General features: G+C 69.9%; 22 protein-coding genes and 2 pseudogenes. 8 read left to right on the forward strand and 16 right to left on the reverse strand.

From position 1 onward, the window contains the following. Positions 1-65: 65 nt before the first annotated feature. The 5 genes from DEW08_RS19860 to DEW08_RS19880 all read right to left on the reverse strand — a co-directional run bounded on the left by DEW08_RS19860 (position 66) and on the right by DEW08_RS19880 (position 5380). The gene (locus DEW08_RS19860) at positions 66-521 is read right to left on the reverse strand and encodes a hypothetical protein (RefSeq protein WP_109330531.1); all 456 of its coding nucleotides are present in this window, start codon (positions 519-521) and stop codon (positions 66-68) included. 21 nt (positions 522-542) lie between these two features. Next, positions 543-2327, reverse strand: coding sequence for an alkaline phosphatase (locus DEW08_RS19865; RefSeq protein ID WP_245986696.1), 1785 nt, complete (start codon positions 2325-2327; stop codon positions 543-545). Between the two features lie 143 nt (positions 2328-2470). Then, entirely contained in the window at positions 2471-2929 is a 459-nt protein-coding gene (locus tag DEW08_RS19870) for a hypothetical protein (protein WP_109330533.1), read from the reverse strand. Then, positions 2926-4686, reverse strand: a complete 1761-nt coding sequence (locus DEW08_RS19875; RefSeq protein WP_109330535.1) for an alkaline phosphatase — start codon at positions 4684-4686, stop codon at positions 2926-2928. Before DEW08_RS19875 ends, DEW08_RS19870 begins: the two co-directional genes overlap by 4 nt. Positions 4687-4957: 271 nt before the next feature. Next, positions 4958-5380, reverse strand: a complete 423-nt coding sequence (locus DEW08_RS19880) for a hypothetical protein (RefSeq protein WP_109330537.1) — start codon at positions 5378-5380, stop codon at positions 4958-4960. Between the two features lie 253 nt (positions 5381-5633). On the opposite strand from DEW08_RS19880, the gene DEW08_RS19885 reads away from it, so the two are divergent. Further along, on the forward strand, positions 5634-5933 hold the full coding sequence (locus DEW08_RS19885) for a DUF6916 family protein (RefSeq protein ID WP_109330539.1): 300 nt from the start codon (positions 5634-5636) through the stop codon (positions 5931-5933). Positions 5934-5954: 21 nt separating this feature from the next. Here the strand turns inward: DEW08_RS19885 and DEW08_RS19890 are convergent, their stop codons facing one another. The 4 genes and pseudogenes from DEW08_RS19890 to DEW08_RS33555 form a co-directional block, all read right to left on the reverse strand. After that, positions 5955-6500 (reverse strand): GNAT family N-acetyltransferase, encoded by a 546-nt coding sequence (locus DEW08_RS19890; protein ID WP_109330541.1) that lies wholly within the window; start codon positions 6498-6500, stop codon positions 5955-5957. 3 nt (positions 6501-6503) lie between these two features. Next, positions 6504-7049 carry a phage tail protein gene (locus DEW08_RS19895; protein ID WP_109330543.1) on the reverse strand — a complete coding sequence of 182 codons (546 nt, stop codon included), beginning with the start codon at positions 7047-7049 and terminating at the stop codon, positions 6504-6506. 16 nt (positions 7050-7065) lie between these two features. After that, on the reverse strand, positions 7066-7617 hold the full coding sequence (locus DEW08_RS19900) for a phage tail protein (RefSeq protein ID WP_109330545.1): 552 nt from the start codon (positions 7615-7617) through the stop codon (positions 7066-7068). 446 nt (positions 7618-8063) lie between these two features. Further along, a pseudogene (locus tag DEW08_RS33555) lies at positions 8064-8237 on the reverse strand (phage tail protein); the annotation flags it as partial. A gap of 382 nt (positions 8238-8619) precedes the next feature. Between DEW08_RS33555 and DEW08_RS19910 the strand changes: the two are divergent. From DEW08_RS19910 to DEW08_RS32690, 5 genes are all read left to right on the forward strand, one after another. After that, on the forward strand, positions 8620-9576 hold the full coding sequence (locus DEW08_RS19910; protein WP_109330547.1) for a hypothetical protein: 957 nt from the start codon (positions 8620-8622) through the stop codon (positions 9574-9576). After that, entirely contained in the window at positions 9573-10421 is an 849-nt protein-coding gene (locus tag DEW08_RS19915; RefSeq protein WP_109330549.1) for a sulfotransferase domain-containing protein, read from the forward strand. The genes DEW08_RS19910 and DEW08_RS19915 overlap by 4 nt, the downstream gene beginning before the upstream one ends. 392 nt (positions 10422-10813) lie before the next feature. Continuing rightward, positions 10814-12310 (forward strand): B12-binding domain-containing radical SAM protein, encoded by a 1497-nt coding sequence (locus tag DEW08_RS19920; RefSeq protein WP_109330551.1) that lies wholly within the window; start codon positions 10814-10816, stop codon positions 12308-12310. Positions 12311-12386: 76 nt separating this feature from the next. After that, positions 12387-14393, forward strand: coding sequence for an asparagine synthetase B family protein (locus DEW08_RS19925; RefSeq protein ID WP_168220434.1), 2007 nt, complete (start codon positions 12387-12389; stop codon positions 14391-14393). A 31-nt stretch (positions 14394-14424) separates the two neighbouring features. Continuing rightward, entirely contained in the window at positions 14425-14892 is a 468-nt protein-coding gene (locus DEW08_RS32690; RefSeq protein ID WP_245986798.1) for a DsbA family protein, read from the forward strand. A 10-nt stretch (positions 14893-14902) separates the two neighbouring features. Here the strand turns inward: DEW08_RS32690 and DEW08_RS19935 are convergent, their stop codons facing one another. Both DEW08_RS19935 and DEW08_RS19940 read right to left on the reverse strand, forming a co-directional pair. Further along, on the reverse strand, positions 14903-15409 hold the full coding sequence (locus tag DEW08_RS19935) for a lasso peptide biosynthesis B2 protein (RefSeq protein WP_109330557.1): 507 nt from the start codon (positions 15407-15409) through the stop codon (positions 14903-14905). Beyond that, positions 15321-15611 carry a PqqD family protein gene (locus tag DEW08_RS19940; protein WP_109330930.1) on the reverse strand — a complete coding sequence of 97 codons (291 nt, stop codon included), beginning with the start codon at positions 15609-15611 and terminating at the stop codon, positions 15321-15323. The genes DEW08_RS19935 and DEW08_RS19940 overlap by 89 nt, the downstream gene beginning before the upstream one ends. Before the next feature lie 477 nt (positions 15612-16088). Between DEW08_RS19940 and DEW08_RS19945 the strand changes: the two genes are divergently transcribed. Beyond that, positions 16089-17714 carry a Na/Pi symporter gene (locus tag DEW08_RS19945; protein ID WP_109330559.1) on the forward strand — a complete coding sequence of 542 codons (1626 nt, stop codon included), beginning with the start codon at positions 16089-16091 and terminating at the stop codon, positions 17712-17714. Positions 17715-17822: 108 nt separating this feature from the next. Then, the gene (locus DEW08_RS19950; RefSeq protein WP_109330561.1) at positions 17823-20873 is read left to right on the forward strand and encodes an autotransporter domain-containing protein; all 3051 of its coding nucleotides are present in this window, start codon (positions 17823-17825) and stop codon (positions 20871-20873) included. Between the two features lie 26 nt (positions 20874-20899). Here DEW08_RS19950 and DEW08_RS19955 read toward each other — a convergent pair whose 3' ends face one another. From DEW08_RS19955 to gsiC, 5 genes and pseudogenes are all read right to left on the reverse strand, one after another. Continuing rightward, complete coding sequence (locus DEW08_RS19955) at positions 20900-21865, reverse strand: isoaspartyl peptidase/L-asparaginase family protein (protein ID WP_109330563.1); 966 nt, start codon at positions 21863-21865, stop codon at positions 20900-20902. A gap of 49 nt (positions 21866-21914) precedes the next feature. Continuing rightward, positions 21915-22732, reverse strand: a pseudogene (locus DEW08_RS19960) (M55 family metallopeptidase). Beyond that, entirely contained in the window at positions 22729-23790 is a 1062-nt protein-coding gene (locus DEW08_RS19965) for a DmpA family aminopeptidase (protein ID WP_211107242.1), read from the reverse strand. The pseudogene DEW08_RS19960 and the gene DEW08_RS19965 overlap by 4 nt, the downstream one beginning before the upstream one ends. Further along, positions 23759-24667, reverse strand: a complete 909-nt coding sequence (locus DEW08_RS19970; protein WP_109330565.1) for an ABC transporter permease subunit — start codon at positions 24665-24667, stop codon at positions 23759-23761. The genes DEW08_RS19965 and DEW08_RS19970 overlap by 32 nt, the downstream gene beginning before the upstream one ends. Continuing rightward, positions 24664-25584: a glutathione ABC transporter permease GsiC gene (gene gsiC / locus DEW08_RS19975; RefSeq protein WP_109330567.1), complete on the reverse strand. Its 921-nt coding sequence runs from the start codon at positions 25582-25584 to the stop codon at positions 24664-24666. Before gsiC ends, DEW08_RS19970 begins: the two co-directional genes overlap by 4 nt. Positions 25585-25586 lie beyond the last annotated feature (2 nt).

Below are 25586 nucleotides of genomic sequence, written 5' to 3' on the forward strand. Positions count from 1 at the left end.
AGGAGAGCCGCAGGTCGCGCAGCACCAGCCCGCGGTCGCCGGTCGTCGCGGTCATCGCCATCCCCTCAGTTCAGCGCCCGGAAGGCGGCATCGGTCAGCCGCAGCCGGCTGTGGAAGCCCGAGGCCGGGTCGCGGTAGGGCCCGACCTGCAGCGTGCCGGACACGTCGATCGGCACGGAGTTCCGGACGAACTCCGCCTCGCGGCCGGGATAGACGACGACGATGTCGACCGGCCAGTCGGCGTCGGAGTTGCAGAAGGGGCAGAGGTCCACCGGGTTGCGGGTCAGCACGAAGAAGCTGGCCTCGGCCTTCAGCGGCGGCGCCATGTAGCCCCGCATCGTGACGCGGCGGCCGGCCAGCTCCTTCGTCCGGGGGGAGAACTCCATCCCCAGGATCCCGTCGCCGACATAGAGGTCGTCGAACCTCAGCCGCGCGCCCTCCGCCGCCCCCGCCCCGCCGGCCGGCAGGGCGGCGAGGAGGGGAACGGCGAGACCGCCCAGCACAGCGCGACGACCGATCATCCGATGGACTCCCTTCCCGGGTTACGGCTGCTTGCGCGGGCTGCGGGCGCCGAGGCCCAGCGCGTTGGCCATCACCTTGAACACGTCGACATTCTCCATGAAGCCGTGGATCTGCTCCGACCCCGGCCCCATGGCGGTCAGCAGCGCATCGTCGGCGGCATGGACGCCGTCCGACGCCTCGCGCGGCAGGTTGCCGGCGACGAAGACGGCGCCGGGGACGGACTTGTACGCCTCGTTGGCGACGTAGTTGCCGTCCTTGTCCTTGACCGCCGGGACGAAGGTGCCCTCCATCTTCGGGCGCCAGGTCTCGTAATGGTCGGGATAGTCGCCGATCGTCACGTAGAGCCGCTTGGAGACGTCCGGGCTGTCGGGATAGCCGTCGCGGTCGGCATCGACGTAGTTGGGGTAGCCGGCCTTCTCGTAGACGCCGACCTTCTCGCGCATCTCCTCGCCCTTGGCGTTGTCGTCTACCGTGCCGACGACGGAGATGGCGTGGGTGTGGTCGGGGGTGACGATGACCAGCGTGTCGCCGCGCCTGGAGGCGAACTCCTTCACCACCTCGGTCGTCTTGTCGAGCATGATGGTGTCGTAGACCGCGCGCTCCCAGTCCAGCGGATGGCTGTACTTGTCGATCAGCCCGGCCTCGATCATCAGAACGAAGCCGTTGGGGTTGCGCGACAGCACGTCGAGGGCGGCCTTCGCCATCTCCGGCAGGTCGGGCTGGTTCGGGTACTTCCTGGCGTAGTCCGGCTTGAGGATCGCGCGGTCGAGGTGCCCGTCCATGTTGGAGGGATGGTAGACGCCGAACAGCCTGGTCGTCTTCGGGTCCCTGGCGGCGGCCGTCATGTCGGCGGCGGTGGTCGCCACCTTGTAGCCGTCGGCCTTGAACATCTCGACGAGGTTCTTCTCGTCCTTGCGCTTGGAGCCGGCCACCGACTGCGGCAGGAAATAGGCGGAGCCGCCGCCCATCAGCACCTCGGGCTTCAGGGCGTAGAGCATCTCCGCGATCTCCGCCTTGTCGGCGCGGCGGCGGGTGTGCGCGGCCATCGACGCCGGCGTGGCGTCCTGCAGCTCGGCGTCGGAGACGATGCCCACCGCCATGTTCAGCTTGCGCTTCACGATCTCGCTGATAATCTCGACCTTCGGGTCGTCCAGGCTGTTCCTGGTGCGGTCGGCATAGACGCCGAGCGCGTTGACGCTGGACTTGTGGCCGGTGGTGTAGGCGTGGGCCGAGTTGGCGCTGTCGGTCACGATCGAGTCGACGCCCGAGGTGCCGAGCAGCGCCATGTGCGGCATGTCGTCGATGGCGAGCTTGCCGAAGTACTTTCCCTCCTTGATGCCCTTGGACATGATCCGCGCCGCCGTGCGGTGGCCGACGCTGAGGCCGTCGCCGATCAGGATCACCACGTTCTTCGCCTTGCGCGGGCCGGTGGCGTAGACGGTCCAGGTGACGGTGGCGGTGCTGCTGCCGTCCGTGGCGGTCACCGTGTGCCTGCCCGGCATGTTCAGCGCCACGTCGCGCAGCAGCAGGGCCGACGCGTTGACCCCCTCTTCCTTCTCGATGAAGGTCGCCGCCTTGCCCAGGACGGCGGCGTGGTCCTTGCCGTCGATGGTCACCTTCGCCTTGGCCGGATCGACCACCCCGGCGAACTCCACCTTCAGGTCGAACTTCTGCCCGACCAGCAGGTCGGCGCGGTCGATCGGGTAGACGGTCTGGGCCGCGGCGCCACCGGCCGACAAGCCGGTGGACAGGGCGGCGGCGGCACAGGCCGCGGTCAGCAGATGGCGCAGCGTCTTGGCAGTCACGGACGATCTCCCCCAAAAGTCGGTCCGTCGCCCGTCGGGCAGGTAGCCGGCAGTGCGACGCTCCCGCTTGTAGACCCGCGCCCGTTTCAGTTTTGTGGCGGCTGCGTTGCATTTGCGGGGCGGCTGGTCCCCTCCGGGCGCCGTTACTCCAGCGCCCGGAAGGCGGCGTCGGTCAGCCGCAGCCGGCTGAAGAAGCGGGTCGCCGGGTCGCGGTGGGGTCCCATCTCCAGGATGCCGGTCACGTCGATGGGGATGGAGTTCTTGACGAACTCCGCCTCGCGGCCGGGATAGACGACGAGGAGGTCGGCCGGCCAGTCGGCGTCGGAGTTGCAGTAGGGGCAGAGCCCGACCGGCGTGCTGGTCAGCACGAAGAAGCTGGCCTCCGCCTTCAGCGGCGGCGCCATGTAGCCGCGGATGACCACCCGCCGGCCGACCAGCGCCTTCGCCTTGTCGGAGAACTCCAGGCTGAGGACGCGGTCGCCGGTGTAGATCTCCTCGAACCTCAGCCGGGCGGCGTCGCCCGCCGCCGCCCGGCCGGGCCGGGACAGCAGCAGGGCGGGGGCGAGCGCCAGCAGCGCGCGGCGGCCGATCACCGTGCTCACCGCTTCTTCGGGCGGTGGCCGAGGCCGAGTGCCTCCGCCATCACCCGGAACACGTCGGTGTTGTCCATGAAGCCGTGGATGCGCTCCGACCCCGGGCCCATGGCGGTCAGCAGCACGTCGTCGGCGGCGTGGACGCCGTTCGATTCCGACCGCGGCATGTTGCCCTGCACCAGCACGGCGCCGGGAACCGCCCGGTAGGCCTCGTTGGCGACGTAGTTGCCGTCCTTGTCCTTCACCGTCGGGAAGAAGATGCCCTCGGTCTTCGGTCGCCAGGTCTCGTAATGGTCGGGATAGATGCCGAGCGTCATGAACAGCCGCCTGGACACGTCGGGCCGGTCGGGATAGCCGTCGCCGTTCGCATCGACATAGTTGGGGAAGCCGGCATGCTGGTAGACGCCGACCTTCTCGCGCATGTCGGGGCCGGGGGCGTCGTCGTTCACCGTGCCGACCAGCGAGATGGAATGGGTATGGTCGGGGGTGATGATGACCAGCGTGTCGCCGCGCCGGGTCGCGAACTCCTTCACCACCTCGGCCGTCTTGTCGAGCATGATGGTGTCGTAGACCGCCCGCTCGGTGTCGAGCTGGTGGGTGTACTTGTCGGTCAGCGCCGACTCGATCATCAGCACGAAGCCGTTGGGATGGCGGGACAGCACCTCCAGCGCCGCCCGCGCCATGTCCGGCAGGTCGGGCTGGTTGGGCAGCACGTAGGAGGGCTTCAGGATCTCGCGGTCGAGATAGCCGTCGAGGAACCGCGTGTTGTAGAGGCCGAACAGCTTCCTCGTCCGCGGATCGTGGGCCGCCGCCATCATCTCCTGCGCGGTGCGGGTGACGCGGTAGCCGTCGGCGGCGGCCTGCGCCACATAGTCCCGGTCGTCGGTGCGCTTGGACAGCGGGTTCGACTGCGGCAGGAAATAGGGCGAGCCGCCGCCCATCATCACCTCGGGCTTCAGCGCGTAGAGCATGTCGACGATCGCCTGGTTCTCCGTCCGCTTGGCGGTATGGGCGCCCATCGCGGCGGGGGTGGCGTCGTAGATCTCGGCGTTGGTGACGACGCCGACGGCCATGTTCTTCCGGCGCTTCACGAACTCGCCGATGTATTCGACCCGCGGGTCGTCGAAATGGTCGGGCGTGCGGTCGACATAGACGCCGACGGCGTTGTTGCTCGACTTGTGGCCGCTGGTGTAGGCGCTCGCCGAATTGGCGCTGTCGGTCACGATGGCATCGACCCCGGAGGTGCCGATCAGCGCCATGCGCGGCATGTCGTCGATGGCGAGCTTGCCGTGATACTTCCCTTCCTTGATGCCCTTGGACATGATCCGCGCCGCCGTGCGGTGGGCGATGCCCATGCCGTCGCCGATCATCAGGACCACGTTCTTCACCTTGCGCGGGCCGGTCGCGTAGACGGTCCAGGTGACGCTGCTGCTGCTGGTGCCGTCGGTCGCGGTGACGGTGTAGGTGCCGGGCCGCTCGATCGCCACGTCGCGCAGCAGCAGGGCGGAGGCGTCGACCCCCGACTCGCGCTCGATGAAGCGCGCCGCCTTGCCGAGCACCGCCGCATGGTCCTTGCCGTTGATGGTGACCTTCACCTTCGCCGGGTCGGCGATGCCGGGAAACTCCACCTTGAAGTCGAACTTCTGCCCGATCAGCACATCGGCGCGGTCGACCGGGTAGATCGTCTGGGCGACGGCCGGGCCGCCGGCCAGGATGCCGAGGGAACAGGCGGCGGCAAGAAGGGTGCGGGGCGTCCTGCAGGTCACGAGCGCGTTCTCCCGGAGGCGGTCGCGCCGCCTCTCAATAGTTGCTTTTATGTCATGGGCACGTCCTTCCGATATGTAACGAGACACAACCAGCCAATGTCAATCAGTAGAAATTTCCATACATAGTTGTGTATTGTGCCATGGCGGGCGCCCGGTGCATCGGACGGGCCGCCGGACGCCGCCCCGACGGGATGCGGTAGACGGCATGCCGCAGAAAGCACGACGGCCCGGAGCGGGGCCGGGCCGTGGAGGGGGGAGGGAGGCGGGCCGCTCAGTGGCGGGGCTGGCGCCGGCACTCCGTCTCGAAGATGCGCAGGCGGGCCTGCAGCCGCTCGGCGGTCAGGTGGTCGAAGGGCAGCAGTTCGGCCGGCGTCGCCACGGTGCGCACGCGCATGCGCAGGGCGACCTGCCCGTCATGGGTCAGGCGCATGTCGAAATTGCCGACCAAGCTGTGGATGCCCTCGGAATGGCGGGGACGGTAGAGCAGGGTGACGTCGTCGTCCCGCGTCACGACCTCGATGGTGCCGGCATCCGCCATGCGGCGGGACAGCTCGGCGGCGGCGGACTCCAGCAGGCCGGCCGCTTCGGCGAACCGTCGCCGCGCCTCGCCGGACAGCGTCTCATGGTCGAGCTGGAGCTGGCCCGGGCAGACCGAACCATGGCGGGCGAAGCGGGCGTATTCTGAGCGATGCACGATGGAAACTCCTCAAGGATCATGCGTTTGGATTTTTCTCGGGGCATGTCCTTGAGTGATATATTACGCCGCACTGCAGCATGAGTCCGTGACAATAGTCAAGGTCAGGTCCGCGGGCGACGCATGACTGGTATTACCACTCCCGGGCTTTGAGGTGCGGAGCGCTTGGCTCTGGTGAAGAACTTTCGAGCATTTCGTGCCGTACCATGGTATAGAATCGGCATCGGACTTCGGAAATGAGCAGGTATTGAAAATGGATATCCTGACGGCTGACGATTTCCTGCCAAAGAAAAGCGAACCGTTCCAGATGATTTTGGACGGATCTGACCCTCTGGATCTTGTTTTGTTGGAAATTACAACGAAGACGATTAGGGATTTCCCGGGAAAAATCCGGGATCCCTTTTCCCTGTTCTTCGAAGGGACCAAGGGGATCTACTGCCCCCAGGGTGTCTACCGGCTGCGCCACGGTTCCGGCTGGGAGGTGGAGATCTTCCTGGTGCCGATCGGCGACAACCCGGACGGCACCTACCGGTATCAGGCGGTCTTCAACTGAGGCCGGGGGAGGGTGGCGGGGTCAGCCCCGCCACTCCATCAGCCGGTAGGGCCCGTGCTCGCCGATCTCGACGAAGCCGAGGCGGTCGTAGAGATGGCGGGCCGGGTTGAAGACCTCCACATGGATGCTGACGGTCCGCCCGGCGGCGCGGGCCTCGTCGAACACCGCCTCCAGGATCGCGCGGCCAAGCCCCTGGTTGCGCGCCGCGATCAGCAGCCCGATGTCCACCACGCGGATGTCCGCGGGATTGCCGCGGTAGAGGTAGAGACGCCCGATCGGCTCCCCGTTCCGCTCGATCACCAGGAACTCGGCGTCGAAATAGGCACGGGCATAGTGCTGGCGCTGCGCCTCGTACTGCTGGGCGAGGAAGCCGATCTTCTGCTCCGCGGTCCAGTCCTGGATGGCTGCCAGCTCGTCCCACCGCATCTCGCAATAGAGCCGGCGGACGAAGGAAACATCGTCCTCCGTCTCCAGCCGGAAGGAAAGCCCCAGCGCCGCGAGCGCGGCGCCGGGGGAGAAGACCGGCGCCGCCGGGGGAACGGCGCCGGTGTGTGTGCCCTGCTGCATGGCTTACGGGAAGTCCGGATAGATGCCGTCGGTGCAGATGCAGAAGTTCAAGGCGAGAAACGGCTGCCGGTTCTCGTGAACGCCGTTGCCACCCGCGCCGGAAATGGCGATGGGCGAGAAGGTGGTGTTCGCCGCGGCGTTGGAGAAGGCCGAACTGAACTTGCCGTTGACGATGACGACGTTGGGAAGCACCGTCGGTCCCGGGGTGTTCGTCTGGTTGGCTGCCTGCGGCATGACCTCGCCACCCATGGCGTGGGTATGGGTGGGCATCTGCGCCGGCGTCAACTGCACCGCCTCGGCACCGCTGGCCTGGTTCAGGGCGGTCAGGTTGTTGTTCTGCATGGGGGCGGCGCCCATCGGAACCTGGGACTGCAGGTTCGGCAGGTTGAACGCCGTCGGCGGACTGCCGCTGCCGCCGTAGATGTTGCCGATCAGGGAGAACAGCGCCTGATACTGCTGAACCGGCACGGCCTGGCCATTGCAGTAGGCCCAGTCCTGCGGCGCGTAGTCGAAGCCGAAGATGCGGATTTCACCGATAAAGGGATCCATGGTCGATCCTCCCTGGTCACGGCCGAACGGGATAGGTGCCGCCGGACACGCAGATGATGTAGTTCAGCGTGCGGCTGGGCATCAGGTTGTTGTGGGGCTGGCTTCCGCCGGACGAGGTGAGGGAGGTGGCGTTGAAGGTGAAGTCCGTCCCCACCGCCGCTTCCTTCATATAGGGGCTGATGGTGGTCGCGCTGGTACCCAGCACCAGCGTGTTGCCGGGGGTGTTGGTGGTCGCGGCGTTGGTGCTGGCGAAGACCTGATGCTCGTGCGTCGGCATCTGCGCCTCGGTGAGCGTCACCGTGGTCGAGCCGCCGGTCTGGCCGATGACCCGGGGGGTCGGCGTCAGCGCGCCGTTGGTGCCGGGACCGGTCCCCATGTGCACCGGAACCCGGCCGCGCAGGTCCGGAAGGCCGAAGGTCGTCGTGCCATTCCCGCCGTAGCGGGTGCCGAGGACGGAGTAGAGCGCCTCATTGCCCTGGATGTTCAGGAGGCTGCCGTCGCAGAAATTCCAGCCGGAGGGGCAGCGGGGAATCGGCCAGATCTTGATTTCGCCGATGTAGGAATCCATCGTTCTTTCCTCCCGTCGAGGGATCGATCATGAATGACCGTGCCTGCCGGCTCGTCGGAGACCGGCCGGCGGATGCGCCGCGTCACCAGGGACGCGACGGGTAATAGCCGAGCAGCGCGATGACGAAGTTCAGCACCAGGAAGGGCTGCATGTTGCTGTGCGCCTGGCCGCCGCCGACATCGCTCATGATCTTCGGGTGCAGGGGACCAGGTTCGCAGGGTTGACGTTGCCCGGGTAAACAGATCCCCCGGACCCTGGGAGTACAGGTTGCCGATCGGCGACGGGTTGTTCGCGGCGCTGTTCACCGCCTGCCAGCCATGGTTGTGGGCCGGAATCTGCGCGGTGGTCAACGTCACCGTCTCGCTGCCGCCCTTCTGACCCATATTGTAATGGCTGAGCGGCCCGATGGTCGCCGCATTGGTGTACTGCCCGACCGGAACCCGCCCGCGCAGGTCCGGAAGATTGAAATTCTGCGTGTCCTTACCGTAATAGTTGCCGACCAGCGAAAAGAGAGCGGCATTCTGCTGGATCGGCAGCGACTGGCCGTTGCAGCTCGCCCAGTTCTGTGGCGCGTAATCGAAGGCATTGATTCGGATTTCTCCGATAAACGGATCGGTCATGGCGTCCTCCTTCCCCAATCCCGTGGGACATCACCCGAACTGGTGTGTCACCGGACAGGAGGACATCAGAGTACACAAGTCCGGCAAAGCGATTTTGCCCGCCTGTTACAATTCGTCATATGATCAACGGGCCTATCATACCATTGAATGCGTTGGTGGATTTTGTTGCATACACTTGAATGTCATTGATCAATTCTTAGTAGATGTTGCTAAAAATGAGCATCCTGCGGGTGCCGCATCCATGTGCGACTCGGGGAATGCGGGAGAATGCATCCCCTCCCGCTCCGGATGGCGACATGTCGACGGGAGCGGTCCGCGATGAGGATGTCCGTCACACATAGAGTTACCCGCGACGGCATCGTTCGGGGTAAGGTGACGCATCATGCCGACCCTGTCCCGCCCCGCCCCCGGCCTTCTGCCTTCGACCGACGACCGCATGCTGTGCGGCTGGCGGGTCGCGAGCGCTCTGCGTCTGCCCGATCTGCTGCCATGGACCGGTGACGGCCGTGCTCCCGATCTGGTCATCGATCTGGGGCCGGTGCCGGACCGGCTGGACGATCCGGTCATCGACCACGCGCTGCTCCAGGTCGCCGCCGACGGCGCCTGCCGCTTCGCCATACCGGACGTTGCCGCCTTTCTGATCGACCCGGCCGGCCGGCATGTGACCGTCGATCCGGCGCTGCCGCCGGAGACGCCGGACATCCGCGTCTTCCTCCTCGGCACGGTGTTCGGCATCCTGTGCTACCGGCGCGGGCTGCTGCCGCTCCACGCCAGCTGCGTGCGGGTCGGCGACGGGGCGGTGGCGCTCGCCGGGCCTTCGGGCATCGGGAAATCCACGCTCGCCGCGGCGCTGGTGCGGCAAGGCCATGCGATGCTGGCCGACGACGTGACCGTCCTCGACGTCGTCGGACCGGGAGGGCCGCGGGTGCTGCCCGCCTTTCCCCGGTTGAAGCTGTGGCGGGACGCTTTGGCGCGCATGGGCCGGAATGCCGACGGGCTGGAGCGCAGCCGCGCGGAGCTCGACAAGTTCCATCTGCCCGTCACCGACGCCTTCTGCCCGGAACCGCTGCCGCTGCGCGCCGTGTTCCATCTGGAAGCGGCACGGCACGGGGATGGCGACGGCCTGCGCCGCCTGAGGGGGCCGGAGGCGGTGGCGCGGATGGGGCGCGATCTCTACCGTGGCGGATTGATGATGCGGCTGGGCCTGACCGGACGCGCGCTGCCGGCCATGGTGACGGCGGCCGGCGCGCGGGACGGGACCTGGGCCGTGGCGCACGGGCACGGACCGGGCGGACTGGACCGGAGCATCGCCGGAATCCTCGACCGGCTGCCGACATGACCGGCTTCTACTGGGTCGTCTCCTACCCGAAATCGGGGAACACATGGCTGCGGCTGGCATTGCGCGCGCTGCTCCACCCCGATCGCGGAGCCGGCCCGCTCGATGCCACGGGCTTCGCCCCCGACGCCAGCCAGCGCACCGACATCGAGGAGGCGCTGGACGTGGAGAGCGGCGATCTGACGCCGGCCGAACTCGGGCGCCTGCGGCCGCAGGCCTATCGCGCCCTGGCCGCGACGGCGACCCGGCCGCTGTTCCGCAAGGTCCATGACGCGCAGTCCGGCACGGCGGACGGGCCGCTGTTCCCGCCGGAGGTGACGCTCGGCACGCTGTATGTCGTCCGCGACCCGCGCGATGTCGTGGTGTCCTGGGCTCATTTCGCCGGCGTCGGACTGGACGAGGCGATCGCGATGCTCTGTGATCCCGCGGCCGTCCTGCAGGCCCCGGCAGGGCGGCCGGCATTGACCCTGCCCCAGCGGCTGGGCTGTTGGAGCAGCCATGTCCGGAGCTGGCTGGATGCGCCCGGCCGCTCCTGCTGCCTGCTGCGCTACGAGGACATGCTGGCCGATCCCGCCGCCGTGTTGCGCCGCGCCGCCCTCTACGCCGGCATTCCCCACGGCGAGGCGGACATCCGCAATGCCGTCGCCCTGACCCGTTTCGACGCGCTGCGGGAGCGGGAGGAGGCGCACGGGTTCGACGGCGGACAGTCCGGCGGCGTTCCCTTCTTCCGCAGCGGACGCGCCGGCCAATGGCGCACAGCGCTCAGTCCGGAGCAGGCCGGGCGGGTATGGGACGTCCACCGGGAGATGATGACGAGGATCGGCTACATCGCGGATGGATGGGCTTGAAGTCGCTTTTTCGCCATGATACATGGGTAATCCGAGTGGATGAGGGTGGAAGCGCCATGAATCAGGACGTTCAGAACGGTACGCGGACAGAAACCGGCGCAGGCGGCCGTGCCCCGTGGCGCGCCCCGACCCTTACCGAATACGACATCGCGTCCAGCACCGAAGGAACGAACTGCGGGAACGGGTCGGACGGGTTCATTACCTTCTGCCTGATTGCGCCGTCCTGACCCTCCGACCGTTCGGCCAGCTATCGGAGAGGGCGCGCGCAGGATCGTGACCGGACACTTCATGCGGCTCTCTTCCGACGCCGATGGCTTGCCAGTGATGCACTTGCCAGCGATGCAAGGGGTTGCACGACGGGGCGCCGGAACAGTCGGTCACGGGATGCGGCCATGCCCCACGATGTGACGCTCGTCGATGCCGGGGTGATAGCGGGCTACCGGGATTTCATGCCGGTCGGCCCCCTTTACCTTGCCTCCGCTCTGGCTGCGCGGGGGCGGCGCGTCGAGTTCGCCGATCTCCGTTCGTCCGGCAGCCCCTTCGATTTCCAGTCCATGGCCGACCTGTTCGAGGCGGCCGATTCGCCCGTCATAGGCGTGTCCCTGCTCGGCAACTCCCTGCCGGTGGCATTGGCCGCCTCGCGCGAATACCGCCGGCGGGGCGGCGGCAAGACGATCGTGTTCGGCGGCCCCGGCCCCAACGGCGTCGAGTCGCGGCTGCTGGAGCGGTTTCCCGAAGTCGACATCGTGGTGCGCGGGGAGGGGGAGGTCGTTTTCCCGGACCTGCTGGACGCGCTGGAGCGCAAGGCCTCGCCGGCGGCGCCCGGTGTCGTCTTCCGCGATGCGGACGGCAACATCCAGGGCAGCCAGCCGCAGCGCATCGCCGACATCGACGCCCTTCCATGGCCCGACCGGTCGCTCGCGGCGCACAACCGTTTCTCGGAGACGGCACTTCTCACCGCACGCGGCTGCCCCTTCACCTGCTCCTTCTGCGACATCATCGCGATGTGGGGACGCAGCGTCGGCTACCGCGCGCTCGACGACGTGGTGCGGGAGGCCGCGGCCATCACGGCCAGCGGGTTCGGCCATTTCAACATCATCGACGACACCTTCACGGTGAACCGCAAGCGCGTGCTCGCCTTCTGCCGCGCGCTGCGCGCGGAAGGGCTGACGGCGCGATGGAGCTGCTTTGCCCGCATCGATCTCGTCGACGGCGACCTGCTGGACGAGATGGCGGCGGCCGGCTGCGACACGATCTTCTATGGCGTCGATTCCTCGACCGAGGACGGCTGGAAGAAGATCAACAAGAAGCTGACGCGGGACATGGTGATCGACACCATCGGGCAGACGCTGAAGCGCTGCAACGTCACCCCGTCCCTGATCTGGGGCTATCCCTTCGAGACCTTCGCGGATTTCTGCTCGACGGTCGAGCTTGCCTACGACCTTGCGATGCTGGCCGGGTCGTCCCCGCATCGCATCAACGTCCAGACACACTTCCTGGCGCCGGAGCCCGCCACCCCGCTGTTCGAGGAGTACGGCCACACCGTCAGGTTCGGGGAAACCATGCCTCTGTCCTTCTTCGAAGGCAGCCCGCTGAAGGCCTTCTCCGCCTGCGCGGGCTATGCCGAGTGCCTGGAGCTGGTCCGCAGCGACCCCGTGCTTTTCGCCCCGTTCCACTTCTATCCGTCGGAACGGCTGCTGGAGAAACTGCTGGTCATGCAGGGTGCGCCGGGGCTTCCGGGCCATGCCGGCGCAGCGGACGACGGACAGCCCTGCGGCGACGGACGGGACGTCGCGACCCTTGCGCGGAAGATGCGCTTCGTCCGCTCGATCAAGCCACGGTTCCGGAAGGCGAAGCCGGCGCCGGAACTGCAGGCCACGCCCCGGTGACCCGATGACGCCTCCTCTCCGGACAAGGGCGGGCGGCCATGGGTCGGCGCTTGCCGGCGTCGTCGCGGCTGATGCGATGCCCGACCTGATCCGCGCGCTGTCCACGCAGGTCGGCCCCTCCGTCTCCCTTGGCCCGATCCGGCTGTTCGGATCGTCGGGCAGGCTGCGCAGCGATGTCCGGGGGGCCATTCTCGGCCTCGACGGCCGCATCGACAATGCCGCCGAACTGCGGCGGAGTTTCGAGGCCCGTGGTCCCGCGTCCGACGATGCGTCGCTTGCCCTCGATGCGCTCTCGCGCTGGGGAGCCGATGCGCCCGCCCGGTTCCGCGGCGCCTTCGCCCTGGCCTATTGGGAGGAGGAGGCGGGGCGGCTCCTGCTCGCCGGGGATCACCTCGGCCTGAAGACGGTGTTCCACGCGCGGATCGACGGGGCCCTGGTCTTCTCCACCAGCCTGCGTGTCCTTCTCGCCCTGCCGGGCCTGCCGCGGGACCTGGACGAGGCCTATCTGGCCGCCTTCCTCTCCGACGTGGTGCCGGAGCCGGACGCCACCCTCTACGCCGCCATCCGCCGCGTCCCGTCCGCCTGCACGGCGACCTTCCGTCCGGATGGGTCCCCGGTCATCGGCGAGTATTGGCGGCCGGATTGGGACCGCCGCATCCGCCACCGCGACGACGACACCTATGTGGAGGAGGCGCGCGCCCTGCTGGACCAGGCGGTGCGCCGCCAGCTGCACGGCCCCGGTCCGGTCGTCTGCCAGCTGAGCGGCGGCTTCGATTCCGGCGCGGTCGCGGCCACCGCCGCCCGCCTGTGCGCGCCCGCCGTCGTCCATGCGCTGACCGCCGCCCCGCCCGACGGCGTGCCGCGGTTCGAGCACCCCGCGCTGATCACCGACGAGCGTGCCGCGGCGGCGGCGGTCGCGCGGATGCATCCGAACATGGCGTGGGAAGCGGTGGCATCCGCCACGCTGCATCCGCTCGACGAGAACCCGTTGCGCCTCTTCCTGCCGCTGGGCATGCCGACCCGCAACGTGCTGAACATCGGTTGGTTCGCGCCATCGATGGACCGCGCCCGCGCGCTGGGTGCCCGGGCGGTGCTCGGCGGCTATCTCGGCAACATGACGCTGAGCTGGGACGGGCTCTGCGGCCTCGCCTCCATGGCACGGCGCGGCGACTGGCTCCGCCTGTGGCGGGAGGCGACGGCGCTGGGCCGGCGCCATGGCCTGTCCGCCGCGACGATCCTGCGTCGTCATGCGCTGAAACCGCTGTTGCCGCCGCACCTGCAACGCCGCTGGGACGACCATCGCGGCGCCCCGCGGCCGGAGAGCGAACGCTACGGCGCCATCAATCCCGAATTCGCCCGGTCCGTCGGCATGGACGAACGGCGGCTGGCCATGGGCAACGATTATCCTGGCGATACGGACACCATGCGCCGCCGCTGGATGAGCCGAGTGCAGACCCTGCCGCCGGTGATGGGTGCGATGGGCGAGCTGTTCGGGGTCGAGATGCGCGACCCGACCGCCGACATCGACCTGCTGGAATTCTGCTTCGCCGTGCCGGACGAACAGTATCTGCGCGATGGCCAGACCCGCTGGCTTGCCCGGCGCGTGCTGGCCGACCGGCTGCCTCCGGAGGTGCTGAACGAGCAGCGGCGCGGTTTCCAGTGCCCCGAGTTCCTGCACCGCCTGACCCTGCAGCGTGACGCGATCGTCGAGGGGGTGGAGGCTCTGGACCGCTCGCCGCTCGCCTCCCGCGTGCTGGACGTGGCGCGCATGAAGCGGCTGGCGGCCGACTGGCCGACCGACGCGGCGGCCACCGGGTTCGGCGAGTATGGCGCGGTTCTGCACCGCGGGCTGCATGTCGGCCGCTTCCTGCGCTGGATCGAAGGGGGAACCAATGAGGCGGGCGGTCGTCTGGATCATGATCGGCCTGCTGGCCCTGCTGGCCGCCGGCGGAGCCCTGATGGCGGTGGAGCCGAAGGCCCAGGCCATCGCCCTCCACGTGGCGCACCGGGTGGTCCGCAAGGTGCAGAACCTGATCGACCCGCCCCAGTCGCTCGCCGCCGTCCGCTACCGCCTGTTCGATAAGGCGACGGCCGCGGTCATCGGTCCGCCCGGAGTGCCGGACGAGGCATCGGGCATCGTCGTCTTCATCGACTACAACTGCATCTTCTGCCGCCGCCAGTTCCAGGTCTTCGAGGCCATGGCGGCGGAAGGACGCCCGCCGCGGGTCATCCTGCGCCACCTGCCGCACTCGGTCGACTCCATCGCCCTGGCCCAGGCCCTGCTCGCGGCACGGCAACAGGGCGGCGCCGAGGCACTGCATCGCGTGATGGCGGCGGCCGACCAGCCGCTCGGCCCCGGTGACCTGCCGGACCTCGCCCGCGCGGCGGGGCTCGACCCCGAGCGGCTGCGCGCGGATGCCGCCTCGCCGGAGATCGAGGCCCTGCTCGACGGCGACGTGAAGCTGGCCTGGAGCCTGCGCATCGAGAGTACGCCGACCATGGTGGTCGGGACCGAGCTGCGGCGCGGCGTGCAGAGCGGCGATGCGCTCGCGGCCCTGACGGCTGCCGCGGCCGGCCGCTGAGAGAGCCTCTTCAGCTCTTTCCCGGCCGGATGACCGCCAGCGGGGTCATGCCGACCGCCGCCGGCCCGCCGCAGACGGTACCGCCGGCCGCGGTCAGCCAGGCATGGGCACGGAAGCCGCGGCCACCGCCTACCGCCACGCCGATGCACAGGCTGCAGGGAATGCCGCGGCGGCGCAGCAGGATCGCCGCGGCAAGGGCCTGCTCCAGGCACAGCGGGTGCCAGGGCAGCCGGCGGGCAGCCGCCTCGACGGCGCGGCCGACCGCTGCGGCCAGCGGATCCGGCGTGGGGGAGGGCAGGGCTCCGCCGTGCTTTCCGCCCGCCCGGCCAGCCGGACCACCATGCGGAACGGCAGAACCGCCAGAAGGCTGCTCACGAGCGTCAAAGCCGCCGCGGCTTCCACCACGCGCAGGCGGTGGAGGAGCCTCGTCATTCCGTAACCGAAACCAGTTTGCGGTCGGCCATGCGGCCCAGCAGATCCAGCACGTCACGTTCGATCTGCATGGGATCGCCGTCATAGTCGGCGACGAGGCAAGCGCACAGGTCGGACACGCGGACCGCGGTCTCCATCCGTCGCCAGATGTCGGCGCCGATGGGGTCCAGACCGAAATAGAGCCCCTGCTCGACGCTCATCAGGACGAGTTCGCCATCCACCACGGCCGCCAGGACCTCGTCGTTGCGCACCACCGTCGCCGAAGGACCCACGGACCGTTCAACCATGATGACGCGCTCCACCGCCGGACTGAAACCCTTGCGCTGTCTCTAGCACCGGGATCGCACCGGAGCAAGCCGGGACGGTCCCCCGGCTGCAGGACGTCACGGGCCGCGGACCGCCGGCGTCGGCGGACGCTGACCATCCCAACGTGGGGTCCGTCAGTCCTCGCGCCAACATAGGGTGAAGGCGTAGAGCACGTAGGCTGGGCCGCTTGCGTCGGGTTGCCGGGCGCAGGACGTTGCTCACCTCGTCGTGAAACCGGCGACTGGTTCCATAATACATCTTATCTTGCGTTCGTCCTCCGCCTCCCTCCGTCGCATGCCGTTGCGGCAGGTCGCGCGGTGCTCCACGGAGACGGCGCCCCGCCCGCGGATCCGCCGGGTGAAACGCCCCGGCATCGCGGATCGTTGCGTTCCCGGCTTGACCGCGCCCGATCGCCTGGATAGCTCTGCCGCAACGGGTTAACCCATCGGGACCGCGGCATGTCCGTTCTGATCACGCTTTTCGCCGGGCTCGGCTTCATCTTCATCGGCACACAGTTCCTGACCGCCAACATGAAACAGGTGGTCGGCGCCCGCTTCCACAAGCTGGTGGCGCGGGCGACCGGACATCCGGTGAAGGCGGCGGCGGTCGGCGTCGCCGCCGGGGCGGTGATCCAAAGCACAAACGCCGTCACCTTCATCGTCGTCAGCCTGATCGGCGCCGGGGCCGCGACCGTGCGCGAGGCGATGCCCATCGTCACCTGGTCCTATGCCGGCTCCACCCTGCGCCTGCTGCTCGCCTCGCTCGACCTCGGCACCGCGGTGATGCTGGCGGTCGGGCTGATCGGCATGGCCTTCCTGCTGGGCTACGACCGTTCGGCCAAGCACCGCCATCTCGTGGCGGCGCTGCTGGGCCTGGTCCTGCTGCTCTACGGCGTGCAGCTGATGAACCAGGCGGCGGTGCCGCTGCGCCAGTCGGAGTGGCTGCGCGGCGTGCTGGCCTTCGCCGACCGCTTCTATTTCTGGGGGTTCCTGGCCGGGACGCTGCTGGCCTCGGTGATCCAGGGGCAGACCGTGTCGGTCATCGCGGTGGCGCTCGCCGATGGCGGGCTGCTCGGGCTCGACCAGACGATCCTGGTGGTGATCGGCGCCAATCTCGGCACCGGCATCCAGGCGCTGATCCAGGGGGCCGGGCTGAAGGGAACCAGCCGCCAGCTCAACCTCTACCAGCTCGTCCTCAAGCTGATCGGCGTCGCGGTGCTGCTGCCGCTGCTGACGGCCGAGCATTATGCCGGGCTGCCGGGGGTGAAGGCGGCGGTCGGGCTGCTGACGCAGGACGTCGCCTTCCAGGTGACCGCCGTGCACTGGGCCTTCCAGATCGTGTCGGCCCTGGTGGCGAGCGTCCTCAACAGGCCGCTCTACCGGGTGATCGAGCGGATGAGCCCGCCGACCGGCGAGGAGATCCTGTCCCGTCCGGAGCACATCGACGGCCGGGCCGCGGTCCAGCCGCTGGCGGCGCTGTCGATGGTGGAGCAGGAGCAGGCCCGCCTGCTGCACCGGCTTCCCGACTTCCTGGCCGGCGTGCGCGAGGATGCTTCCGCCCGCCCGCTGGCTCCCGCCCCGGTCCTGCGCTCGGCCGGGAACGAACTGGCCCGCGCCATCGACGCCTTCCTGAAGAGCACGCTGCAGACGCCGATGCCGCCGGAGGAACTCGACCGGCTGATGCGCCGCTGGAACTGCAACGAGCTTCTGCTCGGGCTGCAGGACGCGCTGGCGGAGCTGGCCACCACGCTGGAGAAGGTCCGCCGCAATCCCGAGGTCGCCCGCATCGCCGACGGCATGGCGGAATCGCTGCACATGATGCTGCTGACGCTCGCCGAGGAGGCCGACCCCGCGCATGCGGCCGGGCCGGCGATGCTGGAAACGCTGACCGCCGACCGCTCCGCCCTGATGCGGCGCATCCGCGAGGACTTGACGGAGCGTCTGCCCGACCTGCCCGTCGCCGACCGGCAGGCGGTGTGGCGGGCGACCGACCTGTTCGAGCGGCTGACCTGGCTGATGCGCCGCTATGCCGTGAACCTGCCGCGGCCGGCCGAAGACCCCGCATCCCCCATGGCCGGGGCGTGACGGGCGCCGGCGGCGGTTAAAGCGCGGTGAAAAAGCCCGAGACAGCGTTTGACGGGGCGATTCTTATCTCACTAGGAGGGGGAGAGCTTGGCCATTTGAGGTAGGACCATGAAACTCGCAGTTCGCGGCCTGACGGGCGCGTTGCTGGCTTCCGCGGCATTCTTCGGCCCGCTCCCCGGACCCGCCCTGGCGCAGACCATCGGCGATCCGGCCTCCTTCGTCACCGCGGAATATCTCGCCGACCACGGGCTCGCCCTGTCCAATGCGGCGCAGGCCTACGCGCTGGGCTTCACCGGAAAGGGCGTGATCGTCGGCGTGATCGACACCGGGCTCGACACCAGCCATCCGGAGTTCGCCGGCAAGATCGCGGTGGGCGGGCAGGACCTGCTCTACGGCGTGCCGATGACCGACCGCGACGGGCATGGCACCCATGTCGCCGGCACGATCGCCGCAGCGCGCGACGGGATCGGCATGCATGGCGTCGCCTTCGACGCCCGCGTCATCCCCTTCCGGTCGATCCGCGGCCGCGGCGACACCGAGACCCAGCTTCCCAACGACGTCAGCGCGACCACCCGCGGGATCGACGCCGCCGTGGCGGCCGGCGCCCGCGTCATCAACGGCAGCTACGGGCCGTCCTTCTACGACGAGGCCTACCCGAACACCGCCCAGATGATCGGCCCGTCCGACGCGGCCGAGGCGCAGGCGCTGATCCGCGCGGCACGCGCCGGCGTGGTCGGCGTGTTCGCCGCCGGCAACGAGTACACCGACAATCCCGTCATCAACCGCAACCCGACCGGCAGCGCCTTCCTGCCCTATGTCCGGCCGTCCAACCGCGACAGCGGCGTCTATGTGACGGTGGATGACGACGGCGACCCGACCGAGGCGAACTACGACTTCTCGGAACTGGAGGGGATGGTGGTGGCGGTCGCCTCGGTCGACCGCAACAAGCGGATCTCCTGGTTCAGCAACCGCTGCGGCGTCGCGCGGAACTGGTGCCTCGTCGCCTTCGGCGGCGGTGCCGCGGGCGAGAACCAGCCGTCGACCGCCGACGACGTGCTGTCGGCCAAGGCCGGAGGCGGCTATTTCACGACCTACGGCACCTCGATGGCGAGCCCGCACGTCGCGGGCGGCATCGCCGTGCTGATGGAGGCCTTCCCCGGCCTGTCCGCCCGCGACATCGTCTACATCCTGCTGAACACGGCGGAGGATCTGGGCGCCCCCGGCGTGGACGAGATCTACGGCCACGGGCTGATGGACCTGGGCAAGGCGGTGCGCGGCCCGACCTCCTTCGCCGCGGGCGGCTTCACCACCATCACCGTCGCCAACGGGTCTGGCGCCACCTTCGCCAACGACATCTCCGGCACCGGCGGGCTGATCAAGCAGGGCGCCGGCACCCTGACGCTGACCGGTGCCAACAGCTACACCGGGCTGTCGCAGGTGCAGGCCGGCACGCTGGCGGTCAACGGCACGGTGGCCGGCGGGGTCACCGTCTCGCAGGGCGCCACGCTGCGCGGCACCGGGCGGGTCGACGGCGGCACGCTGGTGGCCGGCACGCTGGCACCCGGCAACTCGCCCGGCACGCTGACCGCCGGCGGCCCGGTGGAGCTCACCCGAACCGCCACCCTGGCGGTGGAGATCGACGGAACGGGCACCGGCAACGGCGCCGGCAACCACGACCGGCTGATCGTCACCGGGACCGGCGGCAGCTTCACCGCCGGCGGCACGATCGCGCCGGTCACCCGCGGGATCAGCGCGCCGGCCACCAACAGCTTCACCCCGACCCTCGGCCAGGGCTTCACGGTGGTGGAGGCGGCGGGCGGCGTGCTCGGCAGCTTCGGCGGCCTGACGCAGCCGACGAGCGGCCTGCCCGCCGGCACGCGGTTCGACGCCGTCTACGGCAGCAGGACGCTGACCCTGCGCGTCACCCCCGCCCGCTACGGCGACATCGCCGCCGCCGGCCTGACCGGCACGCGCAACCGCAATGCCGCGGGCGGCGCGCTCGATGCTGCCCGCCCGGTTGCCGGCACCCGGCCCGACGCGGCGGCCCAGCCGGTGTTCGACGCGCTCTACCCGCTGGCCGGCGAGGCGGTCGGCCAGGCGCTCGACCAGATCGGCGGCGCCATCCATGGCGAGGCGATGCAGGCCCAGCTCGGCGTCCGCCGCGCGGTCGGCGGCGCCATCGGCGACCGCCTCGCCCTGCTGCGCGACGGCAGCGCCGCGGCGCAGGCCTCGGCCGGCCTCGGCCGCGTCGGCGTCACCGGCCGGGGCGCCGCGGCGCTCGGCGTGGCGGAGGGCGGCCTGACGGAGCGCGGCGGAGCGGAAGGTGCCGGCGGCGACCGAGCCGCCTGGATCCGCGTGCTCGGCAGCTTCGGTTCGATCCGCGGCGACGGCAATGCGCCGGGCGTCAAGGCGCGCACCGGCGCGGCGCTGGTCGGTGCCGATGCCGAGGTCGCCCGGGGCGTGACGGCCGGCCTGGCGGTCGGCTACTCCCGGACCGACGCCGATGCCCGCAAGGGCGGCGGCTCCGTCACCATCGACGGCTACCACGCCACGCTCTACGGGGCCGCCAGCGTCGGCAGCGCCTTCATCGAGGGGACGGCCGGCTACAGCTTCGACCGCTACGAGTCCTCGCGCCCGCTCTCCTTCGGCGGCTATTCCGCCGTGGCGTCGGGCAAGGCGGACGGGCACGACCTCTCGGCCTCGCTGACGGCCGGCACCCGCCTCACGGTGGAGGGAGTCACGGTGGAGCCCAGCGCCGGCCTGCGCGTCGACCGGCTGTTCCGCTCCGGCTTCGGCGAGCGGGGGGCCGGGCTGCTGAGCCTGTCGGTGGCGGACGAGACGCTGACCGCCGTCCGGTCCACCATCGGTGCCCGCGCCAACACGCTGGTGACGCTGGAGGACGGCACGGAGATCCGCCCGTCGCTGCGCCTGCACTGGGCGCACGACCTCGCCGACCGCGGGGCGGAAACGCGGGCCGGCCTCGCCGCCGCCAGCTTCACCACTGCCGGCACGCGGGTCGGCCGCGACGCCGCCCTGATCGGCACCGGCGTCTCGGTCGGGCTGTCCGGCAGCCTGGCGCTCTACGCCGACTATGGCGCCGAACTGCGCCGCCACGCGGCCGACCACACGGTGGCGGCCGGCTTGAAGCTCGCCTGGTGAGGCGGCGCACCCGGTAGGCGGTTCGCCTACAGCGCCGCGCTGCGATAGTCCTCGCGGTGGATGGCGGTGTGGGCGACCGCATCGGCGCGGACATAGCCGCGGTACATGCCCGAACAGTTGAAGGGCAGCGACACAGTACCGCGGCGGTCCACCGCGATCAGCCCGCCGGAGCCGCCGATCGGGCCGAGCTCGTCCACCACGACGGCCTGGGCGGCCTCGTCGAGCCCCTGCCCCGCCCAGCGCATGCGGGCGGCGATCTCGTGGGCGACGCCGTGGCGGATGAAATACTCGCCGTGGCCGGTGGCGGAGATGGCGCAGGTCGCGTTGTCGGCCCAGGTGCCGGCACCGATCACCGGCGAATCCCCCACCCGGCCCGGCGCCTTGGCCGTCATGCCGCCGGTGGAGGTGGCGGCGGCCACCGTGCCGTGGATGTCGAGCGCGACCGCGCCGACCGTGCCGTGCTTGCGCTGCTCGTCCCCGTCGTCGGCCGCACCGCTGCGCCGGCGCTCCATCTCGTCCTGCAGGGCGGTCCAGCGCTCCCGCGTGAAGAAGTAGGACTCCTCGGCGAAGGGAATGCCCTGGGCACGGGCGAACTCCTCCGCCCCCTTGCCGATCAGCAGCACATGCTCCGACCGCTCCATCACCGCGCGGGCGGCCAGCACCGGGTTGCGCGGGCCGAACAGGCCGGCGACGGCCCCTGCCGCCCGCTCCCGCCCGTCCATCACCGCGGCGTCCATCTCCTGCCGGCCCTCGCTGGTGAAGACGGCGCCGCGGCCGGCGTTGAACAGCGGCTCGTCCTCCAGCGCCATCACGGCGGCGGTGACGGCGTCGAGCGCGGCGCCTCCCCCGGCCAGCACGGCATGGCCGGCGGCGAGCGCGGCGCGCAGGCCGGCATGGTAGGCGGCCTCCCGCTCGGGCGTCAGGCGGCTGCGGTCGATGGTCCCCGCTCCGCCATGGACGGCCAGGACGAAGGGATAAGAGCTTTCGGTCATCGGGTCCTCCCCCTTGGGTGGGGCTTCTTGTCGGGAGCGTCTTGTCGGGTCAGCGCAGGAAGGCGGACAGGGCGGACAGCGTGTTCACCCAGCCCAGCACGCCGCCCATGCTGTCGGCGTCGAGCGCCACGGTGACGGCGTTCAGCCGCCGCGCCACGGGGATGACGGCGGCGAGATCGGCAAGCGCCGGCGAGGTCATCTCCACCTCGACCGTGAAGGGACCGGTGAGGGCGAAGGGCGGGATGCGGCCGCGGTGGCGCACGGCGCTCTCCGCCGCCGCGCGCAGATGGGCGCAGGCGACGGACGGCGACACGCTGCGCGCCGCCCGCTGGCCCAGCGCCTGCTTGACCACCACCCGCTCCGCCTCGGGGAACAGCGGCTCGACCTCCTCGGCGAAGCGGTCGTCGCCCGACAGCAGGATGACGGGCACGCCGAGGCTGCCGGCATAGGCGCCGTAGAGCCCCGCCTCGCCCAGTTCCAGCCCGTTGACGCAGACGCGCGAGAAGGCGAAGCCGTTGGTGGTGTGGGCCAGCACGCCCCAGCGCCGCGCCCCGCCGTGGAAGCCCAGGCACATCACCCCGGCGAAGCCGGAGTCGAGGCCGGCGAACATGTTCATCGGCTTGGGCTTGCCCAGGATCAGGCCGGCGGCCGGATGCAGCTCGTCTGGCAGCAGGTTGGTCATGGCGCCGTGGGAGTCGTTCACCAGCACCTCCGTCGCCCCGGCGGCGAGCGCCCCTTCGACGGCGGCGTTGACCTCGGCCGTCATCAGGCGGCGGGCGCGCTCGTATTCTCCGTTGCCCGGCGTGACCTGCTGGGGGAGACGACTCCCGCCACCCCCTCGATGTCGGCCGAAACATAGATCCTCATGGCTTGTCCTTCTCCAGCAGGTCGCGCAGGCCGGGGCGCCAGTTGCCGGCGCGTCCGGCCAGCGGCCCGGCGGCGACCAGCGCGTCCAGCACCGCCTCCTGCGTCGCATCGGCCATCGCCTCGAACAGGCGGTCGATGCGGGATTCGTTCAGCATCCGGAACGGCACGAGGTCGTGCGCCTCGTCATGGTTCACGCGGTTGGCGGTGGTGAAGCCCAGCGCGATGTCGCCGCTGCCGTGGCCCCAGAAGGAGCCGACCCGCGCCAGCCCCACCCCGGCCCGCCGCACCACCCGGCGGAGCTGCCGGTGGTCGAGCGGCACGTCGGTCGCCATGACGATGATGACGGAGCCCTTCTCGACCGGCGTCGGCTCGTCGAGCGGCACGAGGCGCCGCCCGTCCGGCAGGCGCAGGTCGCCTGCCCGCCCGAAATTCGCCAGCACCAGCACGCCGAGATGGAAGCGCCCGCCGTCGAAGGTCAGCCGCCGCGAGGCGGTGCCGATGCCGCCCTTGAAGCCGAAGCAGCTCATGCCCCGCCCGGCGCCGACCGCACCGACCGCGACCTCCCCGCCCGCCGCATCGAGGGCGGCGAAGGCATGCTCCTCCGTCACGGCGAGCGCCTGGATGTCGCTGAGGAAGCCGTCGTTGCACTCCATCACCACCGGATTGACGGTGGCGGTGGTGCGGCCGATGTCCGGGTTCTCGCGCAGCGCCCGGCGGATCAGCGCGGTGGAGCAGGTGCCGACCGACAGCGTGTTGGTCAGCAGGATGGGGGTTTCGAGGGTGCCGAGCTCCTCCACCTGGACCAGCCCGGCGCTCTTGCCGAAGCCGTTCAGCACGTCCGCCGCGGCGACCGGCTTGTCGCGGTAGAGGTTTCCGCCATGCGGCAGGATGGCGGTGACGCCGGTCTGCACCTCGCCCTCGGCGATGGTGCTGTGGCCGACCAGCACGCCCGGCACGTCGGTGATGGCGTTGCGCGGGCCCGGCCGGCCCCGTCCACAGGCGAGGCCGTAGGCGCGGGCGCGGGCCTCAATGCTGCCGGAGCTTGGGATCGAGGGCATCGCGCAGTCCGTCGCCGAGGAGGTTGAAGGCCAGCACCGTCAGGAAGATCGCGAGGCCCGGATAGAAGGTGACGTGGTCGGCCACGCCGAGATAGCTGCGGCCGTCCGCCAGCATGGCGCCCCATTCCGGGCTGGGCGGCTGCGCACCGAGGCCGATGAAGCTGAGGCTGGCGGCGGTCAGGATGGAGGTGCCGATGCGCATGGAGAAATAGACGATCACGCTCGGCAGCGTGCCGGGCAGGATGTGGCGCAGCATCAGCAGGCCGTTGCGCACGCCGATGGCGCGGGCGGCGTCGACATAGACCGCCTGCTTCAGCGCCAGCGTGCTGCCGCGCACCAGGCGGGCGAAGACCGGCACGCTGAACACCGCGACCGCATAGATCACGTTCTCGATGCCGGGGCCGAGGATGGCGACGATGCCGATCGCCAGCAGGATGCCGGGGAAGGCCAGCAGCACGTCGCACAGCCGCATCACCAGCGTGTCGATCCAGCGGCCGTAGAAGCCGCTGAACAGGCCGAGCAGGATGCCGACCGCCCCGCCGAGCGTCACCGACAGGAAGCCCACCGCCAGCGAGATGCGGGCGCCCCACAGGATGCGGCTGAAGATGTCGCGCCCGTAGGCGTCGGTGCCGGCCCAGTGCAGGGCCGACACCCCTTCCAGCACATTCTCGTAGTCGGGGGCGGCCGGATCGTAGGGGGCGATCCACGGCGCGAAGACGGCGGCCAGCAGCAGCGCCAGCAGGGCCACGCCGGCGGTGAGCGCCAGCTTCTGCCGGCGGAACTTGCGCCAGAACTCCCGCAGCGGCGAGCGGATCGCCTCGTCGCGGGCGGTGACGGCCTTGGCGGCCGGCGGAGGGGTCTCGGTCGTCGTGGTCATGAGTAGCGGATCTCGGGATTGACCAGGGCGTAGAGCACATCGACCAGCAGGTTGATCAGGATGAACTCCAGCGAGAAGAGCAGGATCTCCGCCTGGATGACGGTGTAGTCGCGGTAGGACACGGAATCGACCAGCAGGCGCCCCAGCCCCGGCCAGGCGAAGACCGTCTCGACGACGATGGATCCGCCGAGCAGGAAGCCGAACTGCAGGCCGACCATGGTGATGATCGGGATCAGCGCGTTGCGCAGCGTGTGCTTCCACACCACCAGCCGGGCAGGCACGCCCTTGGCGCGGGCGGTGCGCACGTAATCCTCGCGGGCGATGTCGATGAAGGCGGAGCGCGTGAAGCGCGCCATCACCGCCGCCACCCCGACGCCCAGCGTCAGCGACGGCATGATGAAGTGCTGCCAGGTGCCGTAGCCGCCGGTCGGCAGCCAGCCGAGCTGGACCGAGAAGAGGTCGATCAGCAGCAGGCCCAGCCAGAAGGACGGGAAGGCGATGCCGGACACCGCGACGACCATGCCCATGTAGTCCGGCCAGCGGCCCCGCCGCACCGCCGACGCCACGCCGATGACCAGCCCCGCCAGCGTCGCCCACACCATGCTGACCACGGTCAGCCACAGGGTCGGCATGAAGCGCTCGCCGATCTCCTCGATCACCGGCCGCTTGGTCTTCAGCGAAAGGCCGAACTCGCCCTGCACCGCGTTGCTGACGAAGCGCAGGTACTGGACGTGCAGCGGCCGGTCGAGCCCGAGGTCCTGGCGGATCAGCGCGATGTCCTGCGCGGTCGCGTCGGGGCCGGCGACCAGCCGGGCCGGGTCGCCCGGCAGCAGATGGACGAACCCGAAGACGAACAGCGAGATGACCAACAGCACCGGCACGATGCCGGCCACGCGCCGGATCAGGTATTTGAACATGG

The organism is Azospirillum thermophilum (genome assembly GCF_003130795.1).
Taxonomy (GTDB): Bacteria; Pseudomonadota; Alphaproteobacteria; order Azospirillales; family Azospirillaceae; genus Azospirillum; species Azospirillum thermophilum.